Origin of the sequence: Actinomadura sp. NPDC000600, assembly GCF_040492135.1 — a bacterium.
GTDB lineage: Bacteria > Actinomycetota > Actinomycetes > Streptosporangiales > Streptosporangiaceae > Spirillospora.
The window spans coordinates 180,850-205,762 of the sequence record NZ_JBEUPD010000014.1 but is presented as its reverse complement, the minus strand read 5'-3'; the positions used below and the strand labels follow the sequence as shown (position 1 = coordinate 205,762).

Sequence of the window (24,913 nt, the reverse complement as noted above, 5' to 3'; positions counted from 1 at the left end):
CACTGCTCGTCGGACGCCAGGTGGCCATGGGGCCTGGATCGTGCCGGTAGGCGGGTTCAGGGGGTGGCTGGTTTGCGGGCGGTGAGCAGGCGGGTCGGGACCCACGGACTGCCCCACCACGCGCGCCAGCCGAGGCCGCGCACGCGGATGTCCTGGGCGTTCAGCCGGGCCAGCACCGCAGCGTACTCGCGGGGGGTCCGCGCCAGGTCGGCGATCAGCAGGCGGCCGCCCGGCCGCAGCACCCGGTACGCCTCGGTGATCGCTTGGGCGCGGGCGTTCGCTCCGAAGATGGTGTGCACCGTCAGGCTGGACACGACCAGGTCGAAGCTTGCCTCTGCGTACGGGAGTCTGCGCAGGTCACCCCCTTGCACGCGGACGCGGTCGGCTACGCCTTCGGCGCGGGCGTTGCGCAGGGTCGCCGCCGGGGTGTTGCCGGACTGGTCCCTGCCGCGCCACAGGTCCACGCCGACCGCCCGGCCCTGCGGGAGGTGCCGGGCGGCGGCCAACAGGACGGCGCCGCGCCCGCAGCCGAGGTCGAGCAGCCGTTCGTCGCCACGCAGATCCAACTCGTCCAGCACGTCCCGCCAGACCAGGAACTTGCCGCGCAGCGTGGCGTGCAGGCTCAGGGCCAGGCATCCCGCCAGCAGGGTGCCGGAGACCAGCGCGGGCAGCGCGGCGGCCAGACCGGCGGTGACCGCCATCACCAGCCCGGTCACCCAGAACCCCAGCACGACCAAGCCCACGAAGCCGAACCCGTAGGGCGCATCCATCCCGTACCGCGCACCAGGCATCCCGCTACTTTGCCACGAACCGGCCGTTGTCCGGACGTCGCCCCGATCATCGAGCGCGCCATCCCGAAAGCCGGCTGGATCCTCACCCGAGATCAGCGGCCGGCGTCTGCCGAGCCGCATATCTGCGACGCCTGAAGTCGGGTGAGCAGGTCATGCCTTCCCTTCCCCGCCCTGAGCCTCTTTTTACCTTTTAAGCGTGTATCGCCGAATATGCAGGAAAACACCCCGTAGAGGCCGAATAGGGGGAATTCCGGAACAGCCCCTTCCGGTCTCCATCGATGAGCGCTCCTCAGCCAAGATCATGAATCCTCGCGATGAGGGGAGTCCTACGAATGCGCAGACTGGTGATGGCCACCGTGGCCGCACTCGCGCTCGCCGTGTCCGCGAGTCCTGCCGCCTTCGCGGCGCCGACGCGGGCCGACCGGATGCCGGGCGCCGCGCAGACGACGGCGACCGTCCGCGTCCTGCACGGCGTGCCCGGCCTGACCGTGGACGTCTACGCGAACGGCAAGAGGGTGCTGTCGGACTTCACGCCCGGCTCGCTCAGCGCCCCGTTGAAGCTTCCCGGGGGCAGCTATGACATCAAGGTGTTCAAGGCGGGCCAGGGGCCCGGCGGCACCCCGGCCATCGAGAAGACCGTCGAGGTGACCGGCGGGACGAACGTCACGCTGACCGCCAACCTGACCGAGAACGGGAGCCCGGCGCTCAACGCCTACGCCAACGACACCTCCAAGGTCCCGGCGGGCAAGGGCCGGCTGACCGTCCGGCACATCGCCGCCGCGCCCGCCGTCGACGTGCGGGCCAACGGGACCGCGGTCGTGAAGAACCTGTCCAACCCCGACGAGGCCGTCGCCGAAGCACCGGCGGGAACGGTCAAGGCCGACGTCACCCTCGCGGGCACCGACAACGTCGTGATCGGGCCCACCGATCTGACCGTCGCCGAAGGCGCCAACACCATCGTCTACGCCTGGGGCAGCGCGAAGGAGGGGAACCTCAAGCTGGCCGTGCAGACCATCCCCGGCCTGCAGACCGCACCCGGCGGGGTGCCCGGCGGGACCGGCGGTCAGGCCGCCGGGCTTGACGGCGGTCCGCCCGGGTGGCTGGTCGGCGGGACCGGACTGGCCCTCCTGGTGACGATCGGCGCGGGCACGCGGCTGCTCGTCCTGCGCCGGCACGGCACCCTGCGCGGCGGCCAGCGCTGACCGCCGGGGCGGCCCCATGACCGGATCCTCGCGCCTGGCGCTCGTCCTCGCCGGCACCGGCCTCCTCTTGACCGGCGCCGGCGGGGCCGGGCTCTGGCACTCGGGGACCGAGGACGGCCTCGCGAACAGCGGGCATCGGCCCTCCTTCCACTCCACCTCCGCGACGGGCCGGGGCGCGGGCGGGACGCCCGGGCGGGGAACCGCAGTGCCGGCCCGGCCGGCGGAACTCGTGGTGCCGTCCGCCGGGCTGCGCGCGGCGGTGGTGCCGGTGGGCGTCGACTCCACGGGAGCCATGGCGCTTCCCGGCGACGTCTCCCGCGTCGGCTGGTACAGCTACGGCACCCGCCCCGGCTCGCCCACCGGTTCGGCGGTCCTCGCCGGGCACGTCGACTCCCGTGAACGCGGGCTCGGCGCCCTGGCCGCACTGCGCCGCGTCTCCCCCGGCGACCGGCTCACCGTCCGCCTCGCCGACGGCCGCACCCTCGCGTACCGCGCGGTCGCCCGCGAGACCATCGGCAAAACGGCGATGCCGCTGCGGGAGCTGTTCGCCCGCGACGGCGGACCCCGGCTCACCGTCATCACCTGCGGCGGCCCCTTCAACGCCCGGACCGGCCACTACCGCGACAACCTCGTCATCACCGCGGTCCCCGTCCAGCGCTGAAGCGCCCCGGAAGTGCACCGCTCGGCCTCGACGCCGCCGTCAGGAGAGCGGGCGGCCCTCGGCGAGTAGGGCCGGGCTCGGAGTCTCACTCCACATTTCGCGAAAAGCCCCTTGGCATAGGGGTTTTTCGCATTTTGCTCGGCTTCGCGAAGCTACGATGCGGAGCAAGATCTCCTGAGCCCTGAGGTGCACATGGCCGAATCGTCCCCGCAGATTCCCACCGGCGTTCCGACCGCGGCACGCGTCTACGACGTGATGCTCGGCGGCAGGGACAACTACGAGGTGGACCGGGTCGTGGCGGAGGCCAGCCTCGCGATCATGCCGGAGCTGCGGGACATCGCCCTGCACAACCGCGCGATGCTGCACCGCGTCGTCCGCCATCTGGCCGCCGACGAGGGGATCACCCAGTTCCTCGACCTGGGATCGGGACTGCCGACCGTCCGCAACACCCACGAGGTCGCGCAGGAGGTCAACGCAGAGGCTCGCGTGGTGTACGTCGACATCGATCCGATCGTGCTGGCGCACGGCCGTGCGATCCTGGCCGACAACGCCAACACCACCGTGGTGACCGCCGACATCCGCGAGCCCGACGACCTCCTCGGCCGTCCGGAGGTCCGCGCGCTCATCGACTTCGACCAGCCCGTCTGCGTGATGCTCGTCGGCATCCTGCACCACCTCGCCGACGACGAGAATCCCGGCCGGATCGTCCAGGTCCTGCGGGACGCGGTGCCCAGCGGCTCCTACTTCTTCATCACCAACTTCACCCGCCTGGGCGACGCCCCCGAATCCGTCGCGCTGGAGAAGCAGCTCCTGGAGCAGCTCGGCTCCGGCCGTGTCCGCACCCCCGCCGAGCTGGCCGGCTTCTTCGACGGACTGGAGATCCTGCCGCCCGGCCTCGTCCCGCTCCCGCTGTGGCGCCCCGAGGAGCCCGTCCTGGACGCCAGCACCATCGACGTCCGCTTCATGACGGGCGGCGTCGGCCGCAAGCCCTGATCCTTCGCCGATTCGGGCCCCGCCACCCCGTCCGGTCGCCGCCCCCCGGTCGATCCGGGGGTTCGGCGGGATTGAGCTTCTGTTCTCACGGCGCTGGTGACGCGGCGCGGGCGTAGCGGGCGGCCAGGTCCGCGAACGCCGTGGCCAGTTGGGGCGGGCCGATGACTTCGACATCGGCGTCGAACCGGCCGATGGTGGCGGCGAGGCCGGTCCACGACCAGGAGCCGAGGGTGAGTCGGCAGTGGCGGGGGCCGAGTTCCTCGACGATTCCGTCCTGGGCGAAGGGCGCGACGTCGGCGGCCGGGATGCGGAGGATGACTTCGCCCTGGCAGGGCCAGTCGGTGGTGATGCCGTCGTTGCCGCGGAACCGGCTGGTGATGAAGGCGGAGACGCTCCCGCCCGGGAGTTCGCGCGGGGCGAAGCGGGGGCCGGTGGGCGTGCGCGGGCGGATGCGGTCGACGCGGAAGGTGCGCCAGTCCTCGCGGTCGAGGTCCCAGGCCACGAGGTACCAGCGGTTCCGCCAGGTGACCAGGTGGTGGGGCTGGACGCGGCGGGTGCTGCCGGACGAGCCGCCCCGCCCCAGGGCGTGGTCGAAGCGCAGTTCCTCGCGGGCGCGGATGGCTCGGCCCACGTCCAGCAGGACCTGAGTGTCGACCTGGGGGGCGTCGCGGGTCGTGGGCGGTTGGACGGCGGTGACGCGCAGCAGGTCGATGCGGTGGCGCAGGCGAGACGGCATGACCTGGCGCAGGGTGGCGAGGGCGCGGACGGCGTCTTCGGCGATGGTGGTCCCGGCGGCCGCCGTCTGCAGCGCGACGGCCAGGGCGACGGCCTGGCCGTCGTCGAACAGCATGGGCGGCATGTGGGTGCCGGCCTCCAGGCGGTAGCCGCCGGCCGGTCCCTTCACGGTCGTGATCCGGTAGCCCAGTTCGCGCAGGCGGTCGATGTCGCGGCGCACGGTGCGCGAGGTGATGTCGAGGCGCTCGGCGAGATCCTCCCCTGACCAGTCGCGGTGCGTCTGAAGCAGCGAGAGCAGCGCGAGCAGCCGGGAGGACGTCTTGTGCATGGGATCCACCTTTCCGGCAGTACAGGACACAGTCTGTCCTCTACCTCGGCCATGGTGGCACACGAGCCGTCCGGGACCTGGTCCCGGCGGCCGCCGGCGCGGTCTTGGACGGTCGGCGGCGTATTCGTCACATCGAGGCAAGGAGCAGGTCATGTCCGTCACGACCACCACTCACCTGAACTTCCGGGGCACCGCACGCGAGGCGCTGGACTTCTACCAGTCCGTCTTCGGCGGACGCACCGTCGCGGTCACCTACAAGGACGCGGGCGCCGTGCAGAACGAGAACGAGGCGGACTGGGTGATGTGGGGTGAGGTGGCCGGCGACAACGGATTCCATGTCATGGCCTACGACGTGCCCTCCCAACTGCCGTGGGACCAGGGCGAGAACCCGTTCTTCGTCTCCGTGCGCGGCGACGACGCCGAGGAGATCAGCGCCCTGTGGGGCAGCCTCGCCGAAGGCTCGACCACCGTGCGTCCGCTGGAGCCCGCGCAGTGGGCGCCGTTGTACGGCATGCTCACCGACCGCTTCGGCGTCACCTGGGTCCTGGACGTCGCCGCCCCGTACAACGGCTGAGCAGACCGCCCCGACATGCCGACGCCGGCGCCCGCCCCACGAGCCCGCCGCAGCCTGAGAACACCGTGACCGTCCTCGACAGCCGCGCTCTCAACCGCGCCACCCTCGCCCGCCAGCACCTGCTCACGCGCAGCGGCACGTCCGTGCCCGAGGCGGTGGCCCACCTGTGCGGTCTGCAGGCGCAGGAGCCTCAGGAGCCGTTCATCGGGCTGTGGTCCCGCCTTGCCGGCTTCAGGCTCCGCTCAGGGGACCGCGTCAGAGGTCGTCGGCGGTCTCGGGGGTCGAGACGATGCCCTCCGCCAGGCTGCCGAGCCGGACGTTGAGGTTCTGCGACGTGCGGGACAGCAGCTCGAACGCCTTGGCGGCGTCGAGGCCGCGGCGGGCCATCAGGATGCCGGTGGCCTGGCCGATGACGGTCCGGGTGTCGAGCGCCGTGCGCAGGTTCACCATCTGGTTCTCGGCGTCGGCCCGGTCGCGAGCGCCGTCGGCGGCCGTCCGGACGGCGGCGAGGGCGAGGGAGGCGTGCGTGGCCAGCAGCAGCGCCGTGTCGCAGGCGAGGCCGTCCAGCGTCCCGCGTTCCCGCGAGTACATGTTGAGCGCGCCGACGGCCTCGTCCGACTCCGTGGGAAGCAGCAGGGCGGTGGCCAGGACGGACGCGTAGCCGTAGGAGGCGGCGGCCGGGCCGAACTCCGGCCAGGCGGGCTCGGCGGCCAGATCACCGCTGCGCGCGAACGCGGCGCCGGCGGGGTCGGCGGCGTCCAGGCACGGTCCCTCTCCCAGCCGGTACTGGAGCCGGTCCAGATCGATCGCCGCCTGGTCGCTGTGGAACGGGGTGCGCAGCTCGCCGTCCCGTTCTCGCAGCGTGATGCTGGCCATGTCGGCGTCGGGGACCAGGATCTGGGCGGCCAGGAGGATGCGCCGCAGGACCCCGGCGACCGTCTCCGCGTCCAGAAGCGAGCGGGTCAGTTCGACCATGTGGCCCGCGGAGTCCGGGAAGCGGTCGGAATCCGATTCGAGCCGGTCGGTCACGAGGTTCTCCCTCCACTCGGCGGCTGATGGCCGCAGTGTCCCCGATGGGAACCACCGCAATCGCATGCGCCGCGTCACTCCGGCGTACCGGACGGCCCGTGGAGGCCACGAAGAACCACCGCGCCTGTTTGAAGCCGCCTCGACGGGTAGATGGGACGGGAAGACCGATTTCTTTCCCCTCGGGGTCCAACAGCGCGGCTCCGCCTTCACTTCGACGTTCCGAGTGAGGTGGCCATGCGCACCCCCTTCACGACCCCGAGCGGCATCTCCGTGGAGTTCACCGGACGGCACGCGCTTCTGGGCGTCCACGCCGCCGAGGTGGACACTCCCCTGACCGTGCGGCTCCCGCCGTCCGGCACGGTGCCGCGCGTCTGCGCCACCACGGGTGTGAGCCGCCGCGTCCCCGTGGAAGAGCCCGAGACCGCCGCCTCCTGCGGCCCCCGTCCGCATCCCCAGAGGCGGTTCCGCCGCTGGGGCGCCCACCGCGCCCGCACTCCGCCCCAGGAAGGAGTCTTTGTGACACATGCCCAGGCACCGGTGAGGGACGGCGCGCTCGCCGCCCCCCGCGCGACCGAGCCGCCCCCCGCCGAGGTGCTGCTGGACGAGATGAACCGCCCGGAGACCGCCCCCGGACGGCGGAACCGGCTGAGAGCCGTGCTCGTCGAGACGCACGCCGCCATGGTCGAGTCGATCGCGCGGCGCTACGCGCACCGCGGCGAGCCTCTGGAGGACATCCGGCAGGTCGCCTACCTCGGCCTGGTGATGGCGATCAACCGCTTCGACCCCGCCCGCGGCGACAGCTTCCACGCCTACGCCTACCCGGTCATCCTCGGCGAGGTGCGGCGGCACTTCCGGGACAGGACCTGGGGCATCCGGGTCTCCCGCCGCATCCAGGAACTGCGGCCGCGGCTGGTGGACGCCACCCAGCGGTTCTCGCAGGACAACGGCCGCTCCCCCACGCCCCGCGAACTCGCCGACCTGCTCGGGCTCAGCCTGGAGGAGGTCACCGAGGCCATCATCGCGTGGGACTCCTACAACCCGCTGTCCCTGGACGCGCCCGCGGAAAGCGCGTCGGAGACCGACACCAGCCTCGTCGTCGACCACCTCGGCGCCGAGGACCCGGACCTCCAGCACGTGGTCGAGCGGAAGGCCCTGTGGTCCCTGCTCAGCGAGCTGCCCGAACGCCAGCGCACCATCGTCCTGCTGCGCTTCTTCGGAAACCAGACGCAGACGCAGATCGCCGAACGGTTCGGCATCTCGCAGATGCACGTCTCGCGCCTGCTCAGCAGGTCCCTGCTCCAGCTGCGCCACGGCATGCTCCCGGCCTGAGGCCCTACCAGGGCAGCGGGCCGTCCTCGCCGAAGAAGCCGGCGGTCGGCCCGTCCGCGCCGAGCGTGGCCAGGCGCACCACGACGGCGGCGCCCTGCGCGGGGGTGAGATACCCCGTGTGGGCGTTGCTGTCGGTGTCGACGAAGCCGGGGGCGACGGCGTTGACGAGCACTCCGTCCTTCCGCAGCTCGTTGGCGTACTGGACGGTCAGCGCGTTCAGCGCCGCCTTGGAGGGCGTGTACGCGGCCGACGGGAGCAGCGCCGTGAAGGGGCCGTCCGGGTCGCTGGTGAGGGACAGCGACCCGGCGTGGCTGCTGACGTTGACGACGCGCGCCGCCGGCGACCTCCGCAGCAGCGGCAGCATGGCGTTCGTCACCGCGATCACACCGAAGACGTTGGTCGCGAACACCGCGCGGACCATCTCCAGGTCGACCGAGCTGGGGATCTGGTCCACGGCGTCCTGGGGCGCCACCTGTCCCGAACCGGTGATGCCCGCGTTGTTGACCAGGACGTCGAGGCGCCCGTAACGCTCCTCGACCCAATTCGCCGCGTCCTGGACGGTGGCGTTGTCGGTGACGTCCAGGAGGACGGCGTGCACGTCGCCGCCCGCCGCACGCAGCGCCTCGGCTGCCTCCTCCCCGCGCCCCTGGTCACGCGCACCGATCAGCACCGTCATGCCCCGGCCCGCGAGCTCCTCGGCGACCGCCCGGCCGATCCCCTTGTTCGCCCCGGTGACCATCGCGACCGTCCGGCGCCCGGCGTCCTCGTTCATGTGGGTCTCCCGTTCTCGTGGTCCGCGCGGCCTCTCCACGCGGCTCTGGACACGAGATGACGGCGGCCCCCGCTCCGTGACAGCGCGCGCTTGTGACGTGCGCCACTGCCCCTGGATGTCACACACGGACGGGGCTCGGCGTCCTGTGCACGTCAAGTGACGCGCTACGGGAGAGGGCCATGGACGGACGAACAAAGGACGCGACCGGTGGCCGCATGGACGCCGCCACCGAGGCGTTCGTCGCGCACCGCAACCTGCTCTTCACCGTCGCCTACGAGATGCTCGGCTCGGCCGCGGACGCAGAGGACGTCCTGCAGGAGACCTGGCTGCGGTGGACGGGCGTCGACCTCGAAGGGGTGCGCGAGCCCCGCGCGTACCTGGTGCGGACCACCACCCGGCAGGCGCTCACCCGGCTGCGCACGCTGCGCCGGCGCAAGGAGTCCTATGTCGGGCCCTGGCTGCCCGAGCCGCTGCTGACCGCGCCCGACGTGGCCGAGGACGTCGAACTGGCCGAGAGCCTCTCGATGGCGATGCTGCTGGTGCTGGAGACCCTCGCACCGACCGAACGGGCGGTGTTCGTGCTGCGCGAGGTGTTCGACCTGGACTACACGGAGATCGCCCAGGCCGTCGGCAAGAACCCCGACGCGGTCCGCCAGATAGCCCACCGGGCCCGCAAGCACGTCGCCGCGCGCCGGCCCCGCGACACCGCCTCCCCCGCCGACACGCGGGCCGCGCTCCGCGCCTTCCAGCAGGCGGTCGAGACGGGCGACCTGCAGAACCTGCTCGACGTCCTCGCTCCGGACGTCGTCCTGCTGACCGACGGCGGCGGCGTCGTCCGCGCCGCGCTGGCGCCGGTCGTCGGGGCGGGCAAGGTCGCCGACCTGCTGGGCAGGCTCTCCGGCGCGGTCTCCCTGCACCCGACGCGCGTCAACGGCCACCCGGCCCTGCTCCTCACCCGCGACGGCGAGCTCGACACCGTCTTGGCGACCCGCATAGACGACGGCCGCGTCACCGGCCTCTACGCCGTCCGCAACCCCGAAAAACTCTCCCGCATGACCCAAGAAACCCTCCTCCACCGCTGACGGGAGGCTCGTCCCGCACTCACACGACGAGCGCGCGCAGCCACTCCCCCAGCACCCGGTAGTCGGCCTCGGTGATGCCCATTGCCGGGTCGACCCGGTGGAGGAGGGCCGGTCCGCGATGCCGTGCGGCGACCCAGGCTCGGTCCCGGTCGGTGATCTCGTCGTCGACCCAGGCGAAGGGACGTCCCGCCGCCCATGCGACGATCGTGCGCGTCTTCCAGTGCAAGCCGCGCCGCTGGTCCCGCTCTTCGGCGTCGGGCTCGTCCGGCCAGTCCACCGTCGCCAGCCGCGGCAGGCCCAGGAGCGGTGCGACGCACTCGTTCGCGTCGTCCATCCAGGTGGTGGCCCACACCAGCTCGCAGGGCAGCGCCGTCAGCCTGGTTCCGTGCCCGGGATCGAGACGGGCCAGCAGCGGGTTCGACTCGGCGTGCCGCGATGAGGCCGACCGGTAGGTCGGATGCTCCCGTGCCCCGAAAGGGATGAGCGGACCATCGACGTCGAGAAAGAGCAGCGGCCGCTGTGGGGCTCCGTTCACGGGCGCACACTAGCGGGAGCCGCGGGCGGTCAGGGTGCGGCGGGCTCCGGCGGACGGGGTGGGGCGTCCAGGAGGCGGGTTACGGTTTCTTGGACGGCCGCGCGGACCTGGGGTGGGTCGTCTAGGTCGAAGCCGACTGCCAGGCCGTCTTTGAGGAGCATCAAGGCCTGCGCGGTGCGGTCGGGGGTCGGGTGGCCGTCGGCGGCCAGGAGGTCGCGGAACAGGGTTCGGAGCCATTCCCGGTGGTCGTCGATGGCGCGGCGCACCGGGTGGGCGGGGTCGGGGTACTCGGCGGCGGCGTTGATGAACGGGCAGCCGCGGAAGGCGGGGTCGGCGCCGAACCGGCACATCCGCTCGAACGCGGTGGTGACGGCCTCGCGGGGCGTCGCGGACTCGGGCACGTCGGCGAGGCCGCGCTGCCGTCGGCTCTGCTCCACGATGTAGGCGCGGACGAGGTCGTCCTTGCTCGGGAAGTGGTGGTAGAAGGTCGCCTTCGCCACCCCGGCCTCGGCGATGATCCGGTCGATGCCCACGGCGTGGACGCCCTCGGCGTAGAACAGGCGCATCGCGGTGTCGAAGACGCGGGTCCAGGCCGCGCTCCGGCGCGGGGGCGAGCTCGTGGTCACACCTTGACGCTACCAGACAGATCGGTCTAGTCTCCTGGGGACCGAGGCAGACAGAACTGTCTGTCTAGCTAGGAGAAGAGGCAGCTCATGAGGCAGTACACCGCCACCGCGACCGCGACCGGGCGGGACGGGCGCGCGTTCACCCCGGACGGGCGGCTGGACCTCCAGATGGCCCTGCAGAAGGAGCTCGGCGGGAGCGGCGACGGCACGAACCCCGAGGAGCTGTTCGCGGCCGGCTACGCCGCGTGCTTCGCCAGCGCCATGCAGCTCGTGGCGCGGAAGCAGAAGATCGACGTGACCGGCCTGTCGGTCACCGCCGAGGTCGGCCTCAGCTCGAACGGCGCGGGGGGCTTCCAGCTCGACGCCGTCCTGCGGGTGCAGCTGCCCGACGCGCTCGGCGCGGAGACCAAGGAGCGGCTCATCGAGGCCACCCACCAGGTGTGCCCGTACTCCAACGCCACCCGCGGCAACATCCCGGTGGAGCTGGTGGCGCTCTGACCGCGCGGCCGACCGGGCCGCCGGTGGCCTCATCCGGCCGTCGGCCCGGTCCGGCCGCGCCGCGGGGTCAGTGCTTGCGCGCGACCCCGCAAAGGGTGGAGGTGTTGGGCGTCTCGCCGAACGGGCTCGGCTCGGGGCGCCACTTCTCGCACGCCACCACGCCGGGCTCGATCAGCTCGAAGCCGTCGAAGTAGCCGACGATCTGCTCCGGGCGGCGCAGCCGGTACGGGACGGCGCCGGTGTCGTCGTACTCCTGCTGCGCCTTGTTGTGGGCCTCGTCGGTGTCGGTGTCGTCGTAAAGGGCGAGGTAGCTGCCGGAGGGCAGGCCGCCCATCAGCGTCCGGATGATGTGCAGGACCTCGTCATAGGAGTCGATGTGCCCGAGGACGCCCATCAGCATCAGGGCGATCGGGCGGTCGAAGTCGAGCTTGCCCCGGGCGACCCGGAGGATCTGCTCGGGGTCCCGCATGTCGGACTCGATGTAGCTGGTCTCGCCCTCGGGACGGCTCGTCAGCAGGGCGTGCGCGTGGGAGAGCACGAGCGGGTCGTTGTCGACGTACACGATGCGCGCCTCGGGCGCGACGCGCTGCGCGACCTCGTGGGTGTTGTCGACGGTGGGCAGCCCGGTGCCGACGTCGAGGAACTGGCGGACGCCCGCCTCCCCGGCCAGGTACCGGACGGCGCGGGCGAGGAAGTGCCGGCCGGTCCGCGCGATGTCCACGATCCCCGGATAGATGCTGACGTACTGCTCGCCGGCCTCGCGGTCGACCGGGTAGTTGTCCTTTCCGCCGAGCCAGTAGTTCCATATCCGCGCGGAGTGGGGAACGGAGGTGTCGATCGCGTTGACCGGATCGTCGGCCATGGTCTTCTCCCTACTGTGCTCCACCGGTGGTCGCGCATAAAATAGATCATCTTCCGGCGCCGCGATACCGACCGACGAAGCGAGGCCTCCGGTGTGTTTTCGGCGGCTTGCCGCGATAGGGATGACCCTGCTATTGCTCGGCGTGCTCGCGGCTTGCGGCGGGGCGCCGCCCAGGGAGCAGCGGGCCCGGGTGGAGGTCGTCCTGCTCGTCGACGGCGGCGCGCACGTCGATCTGTACGCGGCGGGGCGGCTGCGGTCGGACGCCGATGCGCGGGCCCTGGCCGGACGGATCGCCAGGGCGATGTTCCCCGGCGCGAAGAGCGTCCGCGTCCGGACGCGGAAAAGCCGCGGGGTGCCGTTCACCCGCGCGGAAACCGATCGCGCTTACCGGACGGGACGGAGTCCGTCCCTGCTAATCGACACTTCCGGGGCGGCGCGCGAACTCGCCGCGCGCGGTTTCGACGACACGGCCATGAAATTGCGGCTTCCGCCGGTACCGGCGACGGTGCGGCCCGACAAATCCGGGGCCCGCCTCTGGCACCTGCGCAAAGGCGCGCCGGCGCCCGTCGTCCGCATCGATATGCGGCCGGAGCCGGGACGCTGGTACGGCGTGATGGTGCTGCCCGTGCTGGGCGCGCTGGGAGTGGGGCTGGCCTTCTTCGTCCGTCGCCGCGCGCTGGCGGTGCCCGCGGCCGCGCTCGCCGTCACCGCCGCCGTCCTGGCGACACCGCTGGGCGCGGGACGGCGCGGGGCCGATCTCGGCGTCGCCGGGCTGCTCCATGGGACGGCGCTGGACGTGGCGTCCGTCGCGCCGCTCACGGCCATCCCCCTAGGCCTGCCTGCGGCGATGCTGCTGGTCGCCATGGCCGTCCGGGGGCTGCTCGGCCCGCCCGCCCGGCACGAGCACGAGGCGCCGCCGCGCGACACCGGCGTCTTCTGGTGATCTTGAACGGCCGGGCATGCTCGCCCAGGGTCGATTGATCGTAAACTGAGGGTCATGTCCGGCGACCGCCCCTCATGCACATGCGTGATGTGCCGTGACTACGGCGACCGCGACCGCCTGGACAACTTCCAGCTCCGCACGATCGTGCACATCACCCAGTACGGGTGGAGCGTCGTCCTCGTCCAGCCGGACGAGGAGGGGCCCGGCTGGGCCTACACGGTCGGCCTGTGGCACAGCCACCGCGCCCCCGAGCTCGCGATGTTCGGCGGCGACGTGTACGAGACGGAAGAGATCCTCAACATGCTCGGCCGGGAGACCGCCGAGGGGCGCGGCCCCGCGGACGGCGAGCGCCGCGACGGCGTCGTCCGGGGGCAGCAGGCGGCGTTCCGGGACGCCGACCCGCACTGGTTCGACGGCCTGTTCGGCGGCGCCGTGGCGTTCTACCGGCGCCCGCCGCTGCCGATCCTCCAGGTCGTCTGGCCCAACGGGGAGGGCCTGTTCCCGTGGCAGCCCGGCACCGACCTGCCCTTCCGGCACTCCCAGCCGTGGCTGTGGCTCCACCCCCGCCAGCATCCGGCCGGCGCCTGGACCCGGCGGCTGTCCGACAAGCGGCCCGACTGGCGGCGGTGACCGGCCGCTCCGCCCCGGCGGCTCCGGCGGCCGCTTCCCCGGCCCGCCGCCCGGCCAGGGCGTACGATCGGCGGGTGTACGGGCCCATCGCCGACACCATCCGCACCCAGCGCCTCGTCCTGGAGCCGCTGGCGGTCCACCACGCGGACGAGATGGCCCCCGTCCTGGACGATCCGCGCCTGCACCGCTACATCGGCGGCGAGCCCCTCACCCTGGAGGAGCTGCGCGCCCGCTACGCGCATCTGGCCGCGGGTCCCGCGCCGTTCCACCAGGAGTACTGGCTGAACTGGATCGTCCGCCGCGCCCGGGACGGCCAGGCCATCGGCTACGTGCAGGCGACGGTCACGCCGGCGGCGCCGGAGTACACGGTGACCCCCGCCTCGGCCGGGTCGACGGTCACGCCGGGCCCGCCGCGGCTGACCGCGTCGGTCGCCTGGGTGATCGGCATGCCGTACCAGGGCTTCGGGTTCGCCACCGAGGCCGCCCGCGCGCTGCTGGACCGGCTCGTGGAGCACGGCGTCCGCGACGTGGTCGCGACCGTCCACCCGGACAACCGCGCCTCCGCGGCGGTCGCGGACAGGATCGGGCTGCGCCGGACCGGGGAGACCCGCGACGGCGAGATCGTCTGGCGCCTCCCCCGCCCCGCTCCGCCGTGACACCCTTGGTGGCGGGCCGTGGCGCGCGGGACGTGAGCGGGTAGGCCACAATCGACGGGCCAGGACGAACCGGTCGAGGGGTGGAGGAGCATGCGGGAGGTTTGGCCCGGGGATCCCTATCCGCTGGGCGCCACCTGGGACGGCACGGGCACCAACTTCGCGCTGTTCTCCGAGGTGGCCCGGCGGGTCGAGCTGTGCCTGTTCGACGCCGACGGCCGCGAGACGCGGCGCGACCTGCCCGAGGTCGACGGGTTCGTCTGGCACGGGTACCTGCCGGGGATCGGGCCCGGCCAGCGCTACGGGTACCGGGTGCACGGGCCGTTCGACCCCCGCGAGGGGCACCGCTGCAACCCGTCCAAGCTGCTGCTCGACCCGTACGGAAAGGCCGTCGCGGGCGCCGCCCCGAACGAGCTGATCCGGTGGCACGAGTCGCTGTTCTCCTACCGGTTCGCCGACCCGGACGCGCTCAACGAGGACGACAGCGCCCCCTACATGCCGAAGAACGTGGTGGTGAACCCGTTCTTCGACTGGGGCGACGACCGGCCGCCGCGCGTCCCCTACCACGAGAGCGTCATCTACGAGGCGCACGTGAAGGGGCTGACGAAGCTGCACCCCGGCATCCCGGAGGAGCAGCGCGGGACCTACGCGGGCCTCGCGCACCCGGTGATGGTCGACCACCTGCTCGACCTCGGCGTGACGGCGGTCGAGCTGATGCCGGTGCACCAGTCGGTCCCCGAGCACGCGCTGGTGGCGCGGGGCCTGGACAACTACTGGGGCTACAACACGATCGGCTTCTTCGCGCCGCACAACTCCTACAGCTCGTCCGGGCAGTCCGGGGAGCAGGTGCTGGAGTTCAAGGCGATGGTCCGCACCCTGCACGAGGCGGGCATCGAGGTCATCCTGGACGTGGTCTACAACCACACGGCGGAGGGCGACCACCTGGGCCCGACGCTTTCGTTCCGGGGCATCGACAACGCCTCCTACTACCGGCTGCGCGACGACGACAAGCGCTACCACCTCGACTACACCGGCTGCGGCAACTCGCTGAACGTCCGGCACCCGCACGCGCTCCAGCTCATCATGGACTCGCTGCGCTACTGGATCCTGGAGATGCACGTCGACGGGTTCCGCTTCGACCTCGCCTCGGCGCTGGCCCGCGAACTGCACGACGTCGACCGGCTCGCCGCCTTCTTCGACCTCGTCCAGCAGGACCCGGTCGTCTCCCAGGTGAAGCTCATCGCCGAGCCGTGGGACGTGGGCGAGGGCGGCTACCAGGTCGGCAACTTCCCGCCGCTGTGGACGGAGTGGAACGGCAAGTACCGCGACACCGTCCGCGACTTCTGGCGCGGCTCCTACGCGACCATGCCGGAGTTCGCGTCCCGGCTGACCGGCTCCTCCGACCTCTACGAGCACAGCGCGCGCCGCCCGTTCGCCTCCATCAACTTCGTGACCTGCCACGACGGGTTCACCCTCACCGACCTCGTCTCCTACGACCACAAGCACAACGAGGCCAACGGCGAGGACAACCGCGACGGCACCGACGACAACCGCTCGTGGAACTGCGGCGTCGAGGGGCCCTCGCACGACCCCGGCGTCCTCGACCTGCGGGCCCGGCAGCGCCGCAACTTCCTCGCGACGCTGTTCCTGTCGCAGGGCGTGCCTATGCTCTCCCACGGCGACGAACTCGGCCGCACGCAGCGGGGCAACAACAACGCCTACTGCCAGGACAACGAGATCGCCTGGGTCCACTGGGAGGACTCCGGCGACATGGAGTTCGTCCGGCTCCTGTCGCGGCTGCGGCACGACCACCCGGTGTTCCGGCGCCGCCGCTTCTTCACCGGGACGGGCCGCGGCGCCGCCGCCGACATCGCCTGGCTGACCCCGGCGGGCGAGAGCATGACCGACCACGACTGGAACGTCGGCTTCGCCAAGTCGCTCGGCGTGTTCCTCAACGGCGAGGCCATCACCGAGCCCGACCCGCGCGGCCGGCGCGTCCGGGACGACTCGTTCCTGCTCCTGATCAACGCCGGGTCGGAGCCGGTCGAGTTCACGCTGCCCGGCGCCGAGTTCGGCGAGCGCTGGGAGTTCGCCCTCGACACCGCCGAGCCCGGCACGGTCGGCGAGCGGCCCCGCCTCAAGGCCCGCGACGCCGTGGCGGTCGGGGACCGCGCGCTCGTGGTCCTGCGGCGCGGGGCGTGAGCCGCCGGGCTCACCTCCGGGTGACCTCCATCGCCGTCAGGAAGACCAGGACGAACGTCGTGACCGCCACCGCGCCGTGGACGGCGACCGCCGCGGCGGGGAACGCCTGCTCCGCGCCCCTGGCGTGGCGGCCGCCGCGGCCGACGAGCCAGCGGGTGAACAGCAGCAGCCCCTGGATGATGACGACGAACAGGGCCGCGAAGGCGGTCCAGGCGTAGGCGGCCTCCCCGGTGGCGACATAGGCGATCCAAACGGCCAGGCCCGCGACGGCCGACAGCGGATGCCCGGCCACGACCAGCAGCGGGAACCGCGTCACCTTCGTCGAACGCCCCCCGTTGACCAGCCACACGACCAGCAGGTACCCGCCCGCGACGGCGGCGATGATCCACGCGCCCAATGCGGCGTACTCCACCCCCGCTCCTTTCGTGAGATTCTCCCCCGTCCCCCGACGCCTAGTGTCGCTCCACAGCGCTTCCGGCATGACGGATTCGCACACATTGGAGGACAACCCGTAATTCCACTGGTCAAGTCGTCCGCCGGGCGGTCCGCGAGCGACCGTCGAGTAGCTTGAGACTCCTATGCGGATCCTTTCTCCCGAGCCGGGCGAGGCCGACCTCGCCGAGCGCTACGCCTATCCGGACGGCACCACCTGGCTGCGGGCGAACATGGTCGCCAGCCTGGACGGGGCGGCCCAGCGCGACGAGCGCAGCGGCGGCCTCGGCAACGCCGCCGACCGGCACCTCTTCCTGCTCCTGCGCGGCCTCGCCGACGCGGTCGTCGTCGGCGCCGGCACGGTGCGCGCCGAGGGGTACGGGCCCGTCCGGCCGAGCGAGGGCTGGGACGGCGTCCGCGAGGGCCGGACGCCCGTGCCGCCGCTGGCCATCGCGTCCCGGTCCCTCGACCTGGACTTCGACGCGCCCGTCTTCACCGAGGCGCGGGTCCCGACGATCGTGCTGACGACCGCGACCGCCGACCCGGTGCGGCTGAAGACCGCGCGGGAGCGCGCGGACGTCATCGTCGCCGGGCACGACTCGCTCGACTTCCCCACCGCCGTAGCGGAGCTCGCCGCGCGCGGCCACCGGCGCCTGCTGTGCGAGGGCGGCCCGGCCCTGCTGGCGCAGATCACGGCCGCCGGGCTGCTGGACGAGCTGTGCCTCACGCTGAGCCCGCTGCTGCTCGCCGGGCATCCGGCGGGGATCCTGAACGGGCCGCCCCTCCCCGTCCCGCCGGAGATGACGCTCGCCGACGCCCTGCAGGACGGCGACTTCCTCTTCCTGCGCTACACCCGCAGCCGGTAGCGGACGAACAGCACGCCCTCGTCCAGGTAGAGGGCGGACGGTTCGAGCGGCACCTCGGCGCCGAGCCCCTCCAGGAGGCGGGTGTGCCGCGAGCCTCCGACGAGGGTCGGGGCGATGTTGAGGCACAGCTCGTCGACGAGGGACGCCTTGATGAGCGCGGTGGCAAGCGACGGGCCGCCCTCGCAGAGGAGGTGCTCGTAGCCGAGTTCTTCGCGGAGCACCCTGACCGCCGCGGGCAGGTCGACGTCGTCGTCCCCTTCGGCGACCACCTGGAGGTAGTCCGGGACTCCGGCACGGGCGTTCCGGGTCGTCACGACGACGGTGGGCGTCTCGGCCTCGGTGAACAGCGGGAGCGTCCAGTCGAGGTCGAGGGAGCGGCTCACCACGACGATGGGCGCGGGCGGGCCGCCGCGGCGCGCGCGCAGATCGGAGCGCAGGCGCGCCGGGCCGAGGCGCCCGGTGCGGACGGTCCCCGCGCCGACGAGGATCGCGTCGGTCAGGGCGCGCAGGGTCCGGAAGACGCGGAAGTCGGCGTCGCCGCCGAGGCCGTCGGTCCAGCCCTCGGCGTCGGTGACCGAGCCGTCCGCGCTCATGACCATGCCCAGCCGCAGCCGGGGCAGGTCGCCGTACACCTCGTAGGGGTCGACGCCCGCGGCGGCGGGCTCGGGGAGCAGACGGCGCATGACCTGCACGTTATCGGACCCCCGGGATGTCCTTTTGTCGGTGGCGGGGCGCAAGATGGGGGGCATGGACCTGCCGATCAGCCCGCCGCTGCCGCCGATGCTGGCCAAGGCGGTCAAGACCATGCCCAAGGGCGACCTGCTGTACGAGCCGAAGTGGGACGGGTTCCGCTGCATCGTCTTCCGCGACGGCGACGAGGTGGAGCTGTCCAGCCGCGGCGAGAAGCCGCTCACCCGCTACTTCCCCGAGCTGGTCGAGGCGGCGCGGCGCGAGCTGCCCGAGCGGTGCGTGGTGGACGGCGAGATCGTCCTGCCGAAGGGGACGCGCCTCGACTTCGACGGACTCCAGCAGCGCATCCACCCGGCCGCGTCGCGGATCAAGCTGCTGTCGGAGCGGACGCCGGCGTCGTTCGTGGCGTTCGACCTGCTCGCCCTCGGAGACGAGTCGCTGATGGAGGTGCCGCTCGGCGAGCGGCGGCAGCGGCTCGTCGACGCCCTGGCCGGCGTCAAGGCGCCCTTCTACGTCACGCCCGCCTCCGACTCCTACGAGCTGGCGCTGCGCTGGTTCGACGAGTTCGAGGGCGCCGGGCTGGACGGCGTCATCGCCAAGCCGCGCGACGTCCCGTACGAGCCCGACAAGCGCGTCCTGTTCAAGGTCAAGCACGAGCGGACGGCCGACTGCGTGGTGGCGGGCTTCCGCTGGCACAAGTCGGGCCCCATCGTGGGGTCGCTGCTGCTCGGCCTGTACAACGCCGAGGGCGGCCTCCAGCACGTCGGCGTCGCGGCCTCGTTCACGATGAAGCGCCGGGCCGAGCTGGTCGAGGAGCTTCAGCCCTACCGGCTGGAGGACCTGTCCGAGCATCCGTGGGCGGAGTGGGCGAACCAGTCGGAGGCGACCGTCGACCGCATGCCCGGCGCGATCTCGCGCTGGACCGGCAAGAAGGACCTCAGCTGGGTGCCGCTGCGCCCCGAACTGGTGGTCGAGGTGGCCTACGAGGCGATGGAGGGCGACCGGTTCCGGCACACCGCCCGGTTCCGGAACTGGCGCCCCGACCGGACGCCCGACTCCTGCACCTACGAGCAGCTGGAGGTGCCGGTGGCCTACGACCTCGACGACATCTTCGGCGGCCCGGCGACGAGCCCGCGCGTCGACCGCTGAGTGCGGGCGGGCCCGGCGCCGAACCGCGTCCGGCACCGGGCCCCGGCCGGGACGCCCCGCTCCGTCGGGGGGCGTCCCGGCCGTCCGCCGTCAGGGCTGGGTCTCGTTCTGGACGGTCTGCCGGATCACTTCCTCGTCCGGCCGCGCCGCCATCTTGGCCGACACGTACGGGCGCAGGTAGGTCTGGTTGACGCCGGGGACGCGGTCCTCGATGACGAACGTCGCCTTGGTGGAGATCGCGGCGCCCGGGGTCCGGACGGTCGGGAGGGTCTTGAAGTCGGCCTTCATCTCCGCCTTGCCGATCGTCGTCATCACGTACCCGCGCTGGTTGTTGTAGAAGCGCAGGTGCGGGTTGATCTTGAGGAAGGGGTGCGCGGCGGGGTCGGAGTCGGCGCCGTCGCCGGTGCTGGTGATCGACGTGCACACCAGCTCCGCGCCGACCGTCCTGGAGCCGGGGTCGTCGTAGTCGGCCTTCAGGTCGCTCGCCCAGTGGGCGTGGACGTCGCCGGTGAGCACGACGGGGTTGCGGACCCCGGCGTCCAGCCAGCCCTTGGTGATCCGGTCGCGGGAGGCGACGTAGCCGTCCCAGGCGTCCATCGAGGTCTTCTTGACGGGCCCGGCGGTGTTGTCGCGCTGGGCGAAGAACACCTGCTGGCCGAGGACGTCCCAGCGGGCGTCGGAGCGGCGGAAGCCGTCGAGCAGCCACTGCTCCTGCCGGTCCCCGGTGATCGAGCGCTTCGGGTCGACGGCCTCGGGGCAGTCCTTGTAGCCGTCGCCGCAGCCCTGGTCGTCGCGGAACTGTCGGGTGTCGAGCATGTGGAAGTTGGCGAGCCGCCCCCACCGGATCCGCCGGTAGAGCTGCATGTCGGGGCCCGCGGGGACGGACCGGCGGCGCAGCGGCATGTTCTCGTAGTAGGCCTGGAACGCGGCGGCGCGGCGGGCGCGGAAGCTCTCGTAGGAGGGCGTGTCGGAGTTCGCCTCGGGGATGTAGCCGGCCCAGTTGTTCTCGACCTCGTGGTCGTCGAACACGACGAGCCAGGGCGCGGCCTCGTGCGCGGCCTGCAGGTCGCGGTCGGACTTGTACTGGGCGTGCCGCAGCCGGTAGTCGGCCAGCGTGACCGTCTCGGGGCCCTCGTGGTCGCGGACGTTGCCGCCCGGGATCTTGTAGACGCCCTTCTTGTACTCGTACTGGTAGTCGCCCAGGTGCAGGACGAGGTCGGGGTGCTCCTCGGCGAGCCGCCGGTACGCCGTGAAGTAGCCGTGCTCGAACTGGGAGCACGACACGAACGCCATGGCGAGCGCCGGACCGAAGACGGCCGGGTGGGGGGCGGTGCGCGTCCGCCCGACCGGGGAGATGTGGCCGTCCACGCGGAAGCGGTACCAGTACTCGCGGCCGGGGCGCAGGCCGCCCAGCTCGACGTGGACGGAGTGGGCGCCCTCGGGGCGGGCGGCGGCGGTCCCGCGCCGGTCGATGCGGCGGAACCGGGGGTCGGAGGAGACCTCCCAGCGGACGGGGACGGTCCGGGCGGGCATGCCGCCGAGGCCGTCCTCGGCGTGCGGGTCCAGGGCCAGGCGGGTCCAGAGGACGAAGCCGTCGGGCTCGGGGTCGCCGGAGGCGACGCCCAGCGTGAACGGGTCGGAGGGCAGGGCGCGCGACCGCGGGGCGGCCAGGGCGGTGCCGGGCACGCCGGTCACGGCGGCGGCGGTGAGGAGTCCGCTGGTGGCGAGCCCGCTGGTGGCGAGGAAGGCGCGCCGGTTCAGCGGGTGGGCGGAGTCGGCCATGGAGGAGTGACCTTTCGGAGGGGTCCGGCAGTGCTCGCCGGAAAGCCTCACGAAGATCGATGACCAGGGGGTACCGCGCGGATGACACCCGCCACAACAAAGACGATCTTTTGGGCGGAACTAGAAGATCACGCGGACCCGCGGAAGGGTGCTAGACTCCGGAGTCGCAAAAGCGCATACAGATACTCCACCCTATGAATAGGAGTGTAGTCCAGGCATGGGACTTCGTCAAGCGGGCGCTGTCAACCCGGAACGGGAAGAAAAAGCGACGCGGACCGCCGTGCAGGTCGAGCAGGAGTACGTGTCCGGCGTGTACGCGCGCCTCGACGCCGAGCGGGACAAGGCCGCGGCCGCGCTGCGCGAGGGCCCGGCGGCGGGCGGCGGCGCGGCGTTCCAGGCACGGGTGGAGAGCGCCATCGCCACCGACGAGGCGGCCCGGCGCCTCGTCCGGCTGAACGCCGTCGAGCACGGCCTGTGCTTCGGCCGCATCGACCACCGCGCGGACGCCGACGGGCCGGGCGACACCTTCTACATCGGCCGCATCGGCCTGCGCGACGAGGACCACGAGCCCCTCCTGATCGACTGGCGCGCCGCCGCGGCCCGGCCGTTCTACACCGCCACGCCGGGGGCGCCCGGCACGCTCGCGCGCCGCCGCCACCTGCACCTGCGCCACCGCGAGGTCGTCCGGCTGGACGACGAGGTGTTCGACCTGGAGGGCCTGGAGGAGTCCGAGCGCGGCGGCATCGTCGGCGAGGCCGCCCTGCTGGCCACCCTCCGCCGCGGCAGGACGGGCCGGATGAGCGACGTCGTCGCGACCATCCAGGAGGAGCAGGACCTCGTCATCCGCTCCGGCCTCCAGGGGGTGCTGGTCGTCCAGGGCGGTCCCGGCACCGGCAAGACGGTCGCCGCCCTGCACCGGGCCGCGTACCTCCTCTACACGCACCGCGACGTCCTGGAGCGGCGCGGCGTCCTCATCGTGGGGCCGAACGCCACGTTCCTGCGCTACATCGAGCAGGTGCTGCCCGGCCTGGGTGAGACGGACGTCGCCCTGGCCACGGTCGGCGAGCTGTACCCGGGGCTCAAGGCGACGGCCGCCGAGACCCCCGAGGCCGCCGTCGTCAAGGGCGGGCTCCGCATGGCCGACTTCGTGAAGGCCGCCGTCCACGACCGGCAGCGCGTCCCCGCCGGCGGGCTGCACGTCGAGGTCGACGGCCTCACCCTGATCGTGGAGACCGAGAAGTGCGAACAGGTCCGGGAACGCGCCCGGGCCCTGCGCGCACCGCACAACGTGCAGCGGCGCCGGTTCGTCCACGACATGCTGGAGGCGCTCGCCGTCAACCGGGCCGAGCAGTTCGACCGCATCATGGACGAGCCCCTTGAGGAGATGGCCCGCTCCGGTGGGCTGCCCGGCTGGCTCCAAGAGCTCATCGACGAGGCCGAGGACGAACCCCTCCTGGACGAGACCGACCTCCGCCTGGCCAAGGAGGCCCTCTGGCAGGACCCGGCGGTCAGGTCCGCCCTGGACGAACTCTGGCCCGACCTGACCCCCGAGCGGCTCTTCACCGACCTCTACGCCTCCCCCGAAGCCCTCGCGCGCGTGGGCACCGAGGCCGGCCTCTCCCCCGACGAGTGGACGCTCCTGCACCGCCCGCCCGGCTCGCCCTGGACGGTCCCGGACGTGCCCCTCCTGGACGAGGCCGCCGAGCTCCTCGGCAAGGACGACTCCGCCGACAAGGCACGGGAGCGCGCGGCGCAAGCCAAGCTCGCCGAGGAGGAGCGCTACGCCCGCGAGGTCATGCAGACGACCGACGGCGCCGAGATGATCCTGGCCAGCGATCTGATCTCCGCGAGCGAGCTGGCCGAGCGCCACAACGACGGCGGCCCGCGCCTCACCACCGCCCAGCGCGCCATGGCCGACCGCGAATGGGCCTACGGCCACGTCATCGTGGACGAGGCGCAGGAGCTCTCGGAGATGGCCTGGCGGACCGTGATGCGCCGCGTCCCGACGCGCTCCCTCACGGTCGTCGGGGACATCGCCCAGACCGGCAGCGCCGCGGGCGCGGCGTCGTGGGGCCAGATGCTCGACCGCTACGTCCCGGGGCGGTGGCGCGAGCAGCGGCTCATGGTCAACTACCGCACCCCGGCCGCCATCATGAAGGTCGCCGCGGACGTCCTGGCCGCCGTCGCCCCGGACCAGACGCCGCCCGAACCCGTCCGCGACGACGGGCCGCCGCCGGCCGCGCTCGCGCTGCCGATCGACGAGCTGCCGTCGCTGGTCCGCTCGGAGCTGGTCCTCGTGACGGGCGGCGAGGACATCGGGGGCGCCTTCAAGGAGGGCCGCCTCGCCGTCATCTCCTCGGCGGCGCGCCATGCCGAGGTCCTGCGGGCCCTCCCGGACGCCGCGGTCGGCGCCACCCCCGAGGCGCTCGACTCGCCCGTCGTCGTCCTGACCGCCGAGGAGGCCAAGGGCCTGGAGTTCGACTCGGTCGTGGTCGTCGACCCGTCCGGCATCCTCGGCGAGTCCGCCAAGGGCGGCCAGGACCTCTACGTCTCGCTCACGAGGGCCACCCGCCGCCTGACCGTCGTCCACGACGGGGACCTGCCGCCCCTGCTATCGGCTCTGGAGTAGGCCGGTCAGGGTCCTGCCGAGCTCGGCCCTGACGACGTCGCTCGCGGCCGCCGGGTCCTGGGCGCGGATCGCCTCGACCAGGGCGGCGTGGGCGGCCCGGCCGTGCGCGGCGTCGGACGCGCGGACGTCGACCAGGGCGGCGAGGTCGAGCAGGCCGTCGCGCAGGACCGGGACGAACCCAGCGAAGAGGTCGGCGAGGACCGGGTTGTGCGCGGCGGCGATGACGGCGGTGTGCAGGGCGATGTCGGCGTCGATGAACCCCTCGACGGCGGGGCCGTCGAGGGCCGCGTCGCGGGCCGCGAGCGCCCGGTCGAGGTCGGCGAGGTCGCCGGAGGTGCGGCGCTCGGCGGCCAGCTCGGCGGCGCGGACTTCCAGCATCTCGCGGATCTCGTAGACCTCGGCGACGGAGGCGCGGCGGAGCCGGGCGGGCCAGTCCTCGGCCGGCTCCGTCGCGATGACGAAGACGCCCGCGCCCTGGCGGGCCTGGACGAGACCGGCTCCGGCCAGGGCGCGCAGGGCCTCGCGGACGGTGGAGCGGCCCACGCCGAGTTCCTTGGCCAGCGTCGTCTCGCCGGGGAGCCGCGTCCCGACCGGCCATGCCCCGCCGGAGATCTGGTCGCGCAGGCGCTGGGCGGCCTGCTCGACGAGCGGGCTGGGACGGAGCGGGCCGAGCGGCATCGGGGTCCTCCGGGACGGTGGCGGGCCTCCAGGGTAGGCCACCTCAGCTTGTCTGAGGAGCTGAGGTGTGGTTGGGTGGGCGGCGTGTCGTGGCAGGGCCTTCTCCTCGGTCGCCGCGGCGGGGCCTGATCCGAACCGGCACCCCGCCGCGGGGTCCGGTGCTGCCGGTCGTCCGGCGATCGAACGGAACAGGCCCGTGAACACAGACACGCGACTGAACGAAGACACGCGATTCCCGACCC

Annotated in this window: 25 protein-coding genes and 1 pseudogene; 15 read left to right on the top strand and 11 right to left on the bottom strand. The window is 72.7% G+C overall.

All coding sequences use genetic code 11. From position 1 onward, the window contains the following. Positions 1–56: 56 nt before the first annotated feature. Positions 57–791: a class I SAM-dependent methyltransferase gene (locus ABWI07_RS21830; protein WP_353819662.1), complete on the bottom strand. Its 735-nt coding sequence runs from the start codon at positions 789–791 to the stop codon at positions 57–59. Positions 792–1,123: 332 nt separating this feature from the next. Here ABWI07_RS21830 and ABWI07_RS21825 point away from each other — a divergent pair, with 332 nt between their 5' ends. The 3 genes from ABWI07_RS21825 to ABWI07_RS21815 all read left to right on the top strand — a co-directional run bounded on the left by ABWI07_RS21825 (position 1,124) and on the right by ABWI07_RS21815 (position 3,647). After that, positions 1,124–1,993, top strand: a complete 870-nt coding sequence (locus tag ABWI07_RS21825; protein ID WP_353819661.1) for a DUF4397 domain-containing protein — start codon at positions 1,124–1,126, stop codon at positions 1,991–1,993. Positions 1,994–2,009: 16 nt separating this feature from the next. After that, a complete protein-coding gene (locus tag ABWI07_RS21820; protein ID WP_353819660.1) occupies positions 2,010–2,654 on the top strand; it encodes a class F sortase in 645 nt (214 codons plus the stop codon). 192 nt (positions 2,655–2,846) lie between these two features. Then, positions 2,847–3,647, top strand: coding sequence for an SAM-dependent methyltransferase (locus ABWI07_RS21815; protein WP_353819659.1), 801 nt, complete (start codon positions 2,847–2,849; stop codon positions 3,645–3,647). A gap of 85 nt (positions 3,648–3,732) precedes the next feature. Here the strand turns inward: ABWI07_RS21815 and ABWI07_RS21810 are convergent, their stop codons facing one another. Next, the gene (locus ABWI07_RS21810) at positions 3,733–4,710 is read right to left on the bottom strand and encodes a helix-turn-helix transcriptional regulator (protein WP_353819658.1); all 978 of its coding nucleotides are present in this window, start codon (positions 4,708–4,710) and stop codon (positions 3,733–3,735) included. 151 nt (positions 4,711–4,861) lie between these two features. On the opposite strand from ABWI07_RS21810, the gene ABWI07_RS21805 reads away from it, so the two are divergent. Beyond that, on the top strand, positions 4,862–5,284 hold the full coding sequence (locus ABWI07_RS21805) for a VOC family protein (protein ID WP_353819657.1): 423 nt from the start codon (positions 4,862–4,864) through the stop codon (positions 5,282–5,284). Between the two features lie 65 nt (positions 5,285–5,349). Continuing rightward, a pseudogene (locus ABWI07_RS21800) lies at positions 5,350–5,517 on the top strand (winged helix DNA-binding domain-containing protein); the annotation flags it as partial. 22 nt (positions 5,518–5,539) lie between these two features. Here the strand turns inward: ABWI07_RS21800 and ABWI07_RS21795 are convergent. Continuing rightward, a complete protein-coding gene (locus ABWI07_RS21795) occupies positions 5,540–6,313 on the bottom strand; it encodes a GAF and ANTAR domain-containing protein (protein ID WP_160161238.1) in 774 nt (257 codons plus the stop codon). Between the two features lie 234 nt (positions 6,314–6,547). Between ABWI07_RS21795 and ABWI07_RS21790 the strand changes: the two genes are divergently transcribed. After that, positions 6,548–7,642 (top strand): SigB/SigF/SigG family RNA polymerase sigma factor, encoded by a 1,095-nt coding sequence (locus ABWI07_RS21790; protein WP_353819656.1) that lies wholly within the window; start codon positions 6,548–6,550, stop codon positions 7,640–7,642. 4 nt (positions 7,643–7,646) lie between these two features. On the opposite strand, the gene ABWI07_RS21785 is transcribed toward ABWI07_RS21790, so the two are convergent. Beyond that, the gene (locus ABWI07_RS21785; RefSeq protein ID WP_149264982.1) at positions 7,647–8,414 is read right to left on the bottom strand and encodes an SDR family NAD(P)-dependent oxidoreductase; all 768 of its coding nucleotides are present in this window, start codon (positions 8,412–8,414) and stop codon (positions 7,647–7,649) included. Between the two features lie 179 nt (positions 8,415–8,593). On the opposite strand from ABWI07_RS21785, the gene ABWI07_RS21780 reads away from it, so the two are divergent. After that, a complete protein-coding gene (locus ABWI07_RS21780) occupies positions 8,594–9,496 on the top strand; it encodes an RNA polymerase sigma-70 factor (RefSeq protein ID WP_200842468.1) in 903 nt (300 codons plus the stop codon). Positions 9,497–9,515: 19 nt separating this feature from the next. Here the strand turns inward: ABWI07_RS21780 and ABWI07_RS21775 are convergent, their stop codons facing one another. After that, positions 9,516–10,031, bottom strand: a complete 516-nt coding sequence (locus tag ABWI07_RS21775) for an HAD domain-containing protein (protein ID WP_149264981.1) — start codon at positions 10,029–10,031, stop codon at positions 9,516–9,518. A gap of 29 nt (positions 10,032–10,060) precedes the next feature. Then, positions 10,061–10,657, bottom strand: coding sequence for a TetR/AcrR family transcriptional regulator (locus ABWI07_RS21770; protein ID WP_200842455.1), 597 nt, complete (start codon positions 10,655–10,657; stop codon positions 10,061–10,063). Between the two features lie 87 nt (positions 10,658–10,744). On the opposite strand from ABWI07_RS21770, the gene ABWI07_RS21765 reads away from it, so the two are divergent. Next, positions 10,745–11,155: an organic hydroperoxide resistance protein gene (locus ABWI07_RS21765; protein ID WP_149264882.1), complete on the top strand. Its 411-nt coding sequence runs from the start codon at positions 10,745–10,747 to the stop codon at positions 11,153–11,155. A gap of 67 nt (positions 11,156–11,222) precedes the next feature. On the opposite strand, the gene ABWI07_RS21760 is transcribed toward ABWI07_RS21765, so the two are convergent. Beyond that, a complete protein-coding gene (locus ABWI07_RS21760; RefSeq protein WP_149264881.1) occupies positions 11,223–12,017 on the bottom strand; it encodes an SAM-dependent methyltransferase in 795 nt (264 codons plus the stop codon). 121 nt (positions 12,018–12,138) lie between these two features. Here ABWI07_RS21760 and ABWI07_RS21755 point away from each other — a divergent pair, with 121 nt between their 5' ends. The 4 genes from ABWI07_RS21755 to glgX all read left to right on the top strand — a co-directional run bounded on the left by ABWI07_RS21755 (position 12,139) and on the right by glgX (position 16,445). Further along, complete coding sequence (locus ABWI07_RS21755) at positions 12,139–12,960, top strand: hypothetical protein (RefSeq protein ID WP_149264880.1); 822 nt, start codon at positions 12,139–12,141, stop codon at positions 12,958–12,960. A 54-nt stretch (positions 12,961–13,014) separates the two neighbouring features. Beyond that, positions 13,015–13,590, top strand: a complete 576-nt coding sequence (locus ABWI07_RS21750) for a DUF4262 domain-containing protein (RefSeq protein WP_149264879.1) — start codon at positions 13,015–13,017, stop codon at positions 13,588–13,590. A 74-nt stretch (positions 13,591–13,664) separates the two neighbouring features. Beyond that, positions 13,665–14,246 carry a GNAT family N-acetyltransferase gene (locus tag ABWI07_RS21745; RefSeq protein ID WP_353819655.1) on the top strand — a complete coding sequence of 194 codons (582 nt, stop codon included), beginning with the start codon at positions 13,665–13,667 and terminating at the stop codon, positions 14,244–14,246. A gap of 90 nt (positions 14,247–14,336) precedes the next feature. Continuing rightward, positions 14,337–16,445 carry a glycogen debranching protein GlgX gene (gene glgX, locus ABWI07_RS21740; RefSeq protein WP_353819654.1) on the top strand — a complete coding sequence of 703 codons (2,109 nt, stop codon included), beginning with the start codon at positions 14,337–14,339 and terminating at the stop codon, positions 16,443–16,445. Positions 16,446–16,455: 10 nt separating this feature from the next. On the opposite strand, the gene ABWI07_RS21735 is transcribed toward glgX, so the two are convergent. Continuing rightward, on the bottom strand, positions 16,456–16,857 hold the full coding sequence (locus ABWI07_RS21735) for a hypothetical protein (protein WP_353819653.1): 402 nt from the start codon (positions 16,855–16,857) through the stop codon (positions 16,456–16,458). 166 nt (positions 16,858–17,023) lie between these two features. Between ABWI07_RS21735 and ABWI07_RS21730 the strand changes: the two genes are divergently transcribed. Further along, positions 17,024–17,743: a pyrimidine reductase family protein gene (locus ABWI07_RS21730; protein WP_149264875.1), complete on the top strand. Its 720-nt coding sequence runs from the start codon at positions 17,024–17,026 to the stop codon at positions 17,741–17,743. On the opposite strand, the gene ABWI07_RS21725 is transcribed toward ABWI07_RS21730, so the two are convergent. Further along, positions 17,725–18,426, bottom strand: a complete 702-nt coding sequence (locus tag ABWI07_RS21725) for a dihydrofolate reductase family protein (protein WP_353819652.1) — start codon at positions 18,424–18,426, stop codon at positions 17,725–17,727. The genes ABWI07_RS21730 and ABWI07_RS21725 overlap by 19 nt on opposite strands. Before the next feature lie 64 nt (positions 18,427–18,490). On the opposite strand from ABWI07_RS21725, the gene ABWI07_RS21720 reads away from it, so the two are divergent. Beyond that, positions 18,491–19,582, top strand: coding sequence for an ATP-dependent DNA ligase (locus ABWI07_RS21720; RefSeq protein WP_353819651.1), 1,092 nt, complete (start codon positions 18,491–18,493; stop codon positions 19,580–19,582). Between the two features lie 90 nt (positions 19,583–19,672). On the opposite strand, the gene ABWI07_RS21715 is transcribed toward ABWI07_RS21720, so the two are convergent. Beyond that, the gene (locus ABWI07_RS21715; RefSeq protein ID WP_353819650.1) at positions 19,673–21,364 is read right to left on the bottom strand and encodes an alkaline phosphatase D family protein; all 1,692 of its coding nucleotides are present in this window, start codon (positions 21,362–21,364) and stop codon (positions 19,673–19,675) included. Between the two features lie 217 nt (positions 21,365–21,581). Here ABWI07_RS21715 and ABWI07_RS21710 point away from each other — a divergent pair, with 217 nt between their 5' ends. Then, positions 21,582–23,993, top strand: a complete 2,412-nt coding sequence (locus tag ABWI07_RS21710) for a HelD family protein (protein ID WP_149264871.1) — start codon at positions 21,582–21,584, stop codon at positions 23,991–23,993. Here the strand turns inward: ABWI07_RS21710 and ABWI07_RS21705 are convergent. Beyond that, positions 23,976–24,671, bottom strand: coding sequence for a FadR/GntR family transcriptional regulator (locus ABWI07_RS21705; RefSeq protein WP_353819649.1), 696 nt, complete (start codon positions 24,669–24,671; stop codon positions 23,976–23,978). The two genes, ABWI07_RS21710 and ABWI07_RS21705, sit on opposite strands and share 18 nt — an antisense overlap. Positions 24,672–24,913: the final 242 nt, after the last annotated feature.

Excerpts from the sequence above, each read along its gene's own strand:
- ABWI07_RS21720 (WP_353819651.1), top strand. The coding sequence starts at position 18,491 with ATGGACCTGCCGATCAGCCCGCCGCTGCCGCCGATGCTGGCCAAGGCG.
- ABWI07_RS21715 (WP_353819650.1), bottom strand. The coding sequence starts at position 21,364 with ATGGCCGACTCCGCCCACCCGCTGAACCGGCGCGCCTTCCTCGCCACC.
- ABWI07_RS21820 (WP_353819660.1), top strand. The coding sequence starts at position 2,010 with ATGACCGGATCCTCGCGCCTGGCGCTCGTCCTCGCCGGCACCGGCCTC.
- ABWI07_RS21725 (WP_353819652.1), bottom strand. The coding sequence starts at position 18,426 with ATGCGCCGTCTGCTCCCCGAGCCCGCCGCCGCGGGCGTCGACCCCTAC.
- ABWI07_RS21830 (WP_353819662.1), bottom strand. The coding sequence starts at position 791 with ATGCCTGGTGCGCGGTACGGGATGGATGCGCCCTACGGGTTCGGCTTC.
- ABWI07_RS21755 (WP_149264880.1), top strand. The coding sequence starts at position 12,139 with ATGACCCTGCTATTGCTCGGCGTGCTCGCGGCTTGCGGCGGGGCGCCG.
- ABWI07_RS21825 (WP_353819661.1), top strand. The coding sequence starts at position 1,124 with ATGCGCAGACTGGTGATGGCCACCGTGGCCGCACTCGCGCTCGCCGTG.
- ABWI07_RS21790 (WP_353819656.1), top strand. The coding sequence starts at position 6,548 with ATGCGCACCCCCTTCACGACCCCGAGCGGCATCTCCGTGGAGTTCACC.
- ABWI07_RS21815 (WP_353819659.1), top strand. The coding sequence starts at position 2,847 with ATGGCCGAATCGTCCCCGCAGATTCCCACCGGCGTTCCGACCGCGGCA.
- ABWI07_RS21810 (WP_353819658.1), bottom strand. The coding sequence starts at position 4,710 with ATGCACAAGACGTCCTCCCGGCTGCTCGCGCTGCTCTCGCTGCTTCAG.
- ABWI07_RS21785 (WP_149264982.1), bottom strand. The coding sequence starts at position 8,414 with ATGAACGAGGACGCCGGGCGCCGGACGGTCGCGATGGTCACCGGGGCG.
- ABWI07_RS21765 (WP_149264882.1), top strand. The coding sequence starts at position 10,745 with ATGAGGCAGTACACCGCCACCGCGACCGCGACCGGGCGGGACGGGCGC.
- glgX (WP_353819654.1), top strand. The coding sequence starts at position 14,337 with ATGCGGGAGGTTTGGCCCGGGGATCCCTATCCGCTGGGCGCCACCTGG.
- ABWI07_RS21760 (WP_149264881.1), bottom strand. The coding sequence starts at position 12,017 with ATGGCCGACGATCCGGTCAACGCGATCGACACCTCCGTTCCCCACTCC.
- ABWI07_RS21710 (WP_149264871.1), top strand. The coding sequence starts at position 21,582 with ATGGGACTTCGTCAAGCGGGCGCTGTCAACCCGGAACGGGAAGAAAAA.
- ABWI07_RS21750 (WP_149264879.1), top strand. The coding sequence starts at position 13,015 with ATGTCCGGCGACCGCCCCTCATGCACATGCGTGATGTGCCGTGACTAC.
- ABWI07_RS21805 (WP_353819657.1), top strand. The coding sequence starts at position 4,862 with ATGTCCGTCACGACCACCACTCACCTGAACTTCCGGGGCACCGCACGC.
- ABWI07_RS21730 (WP_149264875.1), top strand. The coding sequence starts at position 17,024 with ATGCGGATCCTTTCTCCCGAGCCGGGCGAGGCCGACCTCGCCGAGCGC.
- ABWI07_RS21705 (WP_353819649.1), bottom strand. The coding sequence starts at position 24,671 with ATGCCGCTCGGCCCGCTCCGTCCCAGCCCGCTCGTCGAGCAGGCCGCC.
- ABWI07_RS21780 (WP_200842468.1), top strand. The coding sequence starts at position 8,594 with ATGGACGGACGAACAAAGGACGCGACCGGTGGCCGCATGGACGCCGCC.